This window comes from Microcystis sp. LEGE 08355 (assembly GCF_015207185.1).
GTDB classification, from domain to species: domain Bacteria; phylum Cyanobacteriota; class Cyanobacteriia; order Cyanobacteriales; family Microcystaceae; genus Microcystis; species Microcystis panniformis.
Genome location: NZ_JADEXI010000607.1, coordinates 1 through 2,709, shown reverse-complemented (window position 1 = coordinate 2,709; position 2,709 = coordinate 1). Strand labels below are relative to the sequence as shown.

Annotated in this window: 1 protein-coding gene and 1 pseudogene; both read left to right on the top strand. The window is 47.4% G+C overall.

Annotation, left to right across the window (positions count from 1 at the left end; translation table 11 throughout):
- The first annotated feature begins 338 nt into the window (after nucleotides 1-338).
- Nucleotides 339-1,775 (top strand): ammonium transporter, encoded by a 1,437-nt coding sequence (locus tag IQ242_RS21840; protein WP_193961386.1) that lies wholly within the window; start codon nucleotides 339-341, stop codon nucleotides 1,773-1,775.
- A 174-nt stretch (nucleotides 1,776-1,949) separates the two neighbouring features.
- Nucleotides 1,950-2,709 (top strand): annotated as a pseudogene (locus IQ242_RS21835) (ammonium transporter); the annotation flags it as partial.

The following is a 2,709-nucleotide window of genomic DNA, read 5'->3' as shown; positions in this document are numbered from 1 at the left end:
GAAATTTCCCTAAACCCCTAAACCCCTAAATTCCTAAACCCCTAAATCCCTATATCCCCTTTCTAACTGATAACTGATAACTGATAACTGATCACTTCTTTGCTATTGCTATTTTAAAGTGAAACGTATCAGAGGATACAGAAATCTCAAATAAAAAAAAACAAAGATCAAAAAACATTGACTACTCACACCCCAAGATAAATCCCTAGGTGTTTGGTCTTCTGAAATGATTGACCCCTGTTCCTAGGATTTAGCGGTTGAACGGACATAATTGCTCGGTAATTATTTTCAACAGTAATGAATCGACCTACTAACTCAAAAAAGTAAACGAATTAACGATGAAACGAATTGCTCGAAAATCTGGGGAACTTGTCGGTTTGTTACCGAAAATTAACCCTGTCTGGTTAGCCTGTGTTCCTTTGTCCGCGATTATTTTCGTGGTTTGGAACACAGCCGTACAGGCCCAAGATGCGAAACCCCTAACCCCCGAAGATGTCCAAAACGCCCTCAATACAATCTGGGTTTTAATTGCCGCTATCCTCGTGATCTTTATGAACGCGGGTTTTGCGATGCTAGAAACGGGATTCTGTCGCCAGAAAAACGCCGTTAACGTTCTCGCCAAAAACCTGATCGTTTTCGCCCTCTCCACCATATCATTTTGGGCGATCGGTTTCTCCCTGATGTTTGGGTCTGTCAGTAACGAATTTTTCGGTACAGGAGGATGGTTCCTCAGCAGTAGCGATCCCGCCACCTACGCCATGCCGGAATATTTGCCCACCTCAGTGTTCTTCCTGTTCCAAGTCGCTTTCGCGGGAACGGCGGCAACCATTGTATCTGGGGCGGTGGCAGAACGGATTAAATTCGTCGATTTCCTGGTTTTTAGCTTAATTATCGTCGGTATCATGTACCCGATCACTGGTCACTGGGTTTGGGGTGGCGGTTGGTTAGCTGACCTTGGTTTTAAAGACTTCGCCGGTTCGACGGTGGTTCACTCGGTCGGTGGTTGGTCTGCTCTAACCGGGGCGGCAATTCTCGGCCCGAGAATGGGTAAATACATCAACGGTCGCACCAGTGCCTTACCCGGCCATAACATGAGTATCGCGACCTTGGGTTGTTTAATTCTCTGGATTGGCTGGTTCGGTTTTAACCCTGGTTCTGCTTTAGCGGTTAATGAAACTGTACCCTATATCGCTGTCACCACTAACCTCGCCGGGGCTGCGGGCGGCATTGCCGCTACCTTTACCGCTTGGGCGAAAGATGGTAAACCCGACCTTTCGATGATTATTAACGGTATTCTCGCCGGTTTAGTAGCCGTTACTGCCGGTTGTGATGGTGTTTCCTATTGGTCGGCGGCAATCATCGGTTTAATTGCCGGTGTAGTCGTGGTTTACTCGGTGGCTTTCTTCGATAACCTGAAAATTGATGATCCCGTGGGTGCCACTTCTGTTCACCTCGTCTGTGGTGTGTTGGGAACTTTAGCCGTGGGTATCTTCAACAAAGATGCGGGTTTAATCACCGGTCAATTGCAACTGTTTATTAACCAAATTATCGGAATTGTGGCAGTAGGGGTATTTACCGTGATTGTTAGTGGTATTGTTTGGACAATCCTCAAGGCTACCCTCGGTATTCGTGTTACTCCCGAAGAAGAATTGGAAGGTCTGGATGTGGGTGAACACGGGATGGAAGCCTATAGCGGTTTCGTCAAGGAGTCCGATATCGTTGCCGGTGGCTATTATGCTTCTACTGTTGACATGGAAACGCCTAGCACTCGTTAGGTTAAACCTTGTAAAGATAGATTAACTTATCCCCGACAAAGTTAAAGAGAAAAGGAAGAAGGCCTCGCCCCGATGCGATCGGTGGCTATAATTGCCTTCTAAACCTTTTCTCTTTCGGTTTTTGTCTCTTTACGGACAGAAAAAATTAATCTTGCTACTAACCACCAACCGACAATGAAAAAGATCGTAGGAATAACCATGCTTTTGCTGGGACTGGGATTCAATTTCGGAGTTGCCCCGGTTTTTGCGGAAACCGTCGCCGCCGCTCCCCCCAATCCGATTAGTGCTGGAGATACAGCTTGGATGCTGATCTCCTCAGCTTTAGTTTTATTAATGACCCCCGGACTGGCTTTTTTTTATGGGGGTTTAGTACGTTCCCGTAACGTCCTCAACACCATGATGATGAGTTTGGTGGCCATGGGCGTCATCGGTGTAACTTGGGTGCTTTGGGGTTATAGTCTCGCTTTCGATGTCACCCTGGGTAAAAGTGGTTTTGGCGAGGGAATTGAAGCTTTTATCGGGGGACTAGATTGGATTTTTCTCAACGGTGTCACCGCCGCCGCACCTGACGATATCGGTTATGCACCCACCGTTCCCCATCAAGTGTTTATGGTCTATCAGATGATGTTTGCGATCATCACCCCGGCTTTAATTTCGGGTGCGATCGTGGAACGGGTCAACTTTAAAGCCTATTTTTGGTTTTTACTGCTTTGGTCCACCTTTATCTATTCTCCCCTAGCTCACTGGGTTTGGGGTAAGGGTTGGTTGGCAGCCACTGGGGCGCTGGATTTCGCTGGTGGAACCGTTGTTCACATTAGTTCCGGGATTTCCGCACTGGTGGCCGCCTGGATGATCGGTCCGCGGCGTAGTTTTGGTGTCCAAACCTATGCACCCCATAATGTGCCTTTTGTTCTCCTAGGTATCGGTTTACTCT

Bases quoted from the DNA above. Each gene is read 5' to 3' on its own strand.
- IQ242_RS21840 (WP_193961386.1), top strand. From the start codon at position 339: ATGAAACGAATTGCTCGAAAATCTGGGGAACTTGTCGGTTTGTTACCG.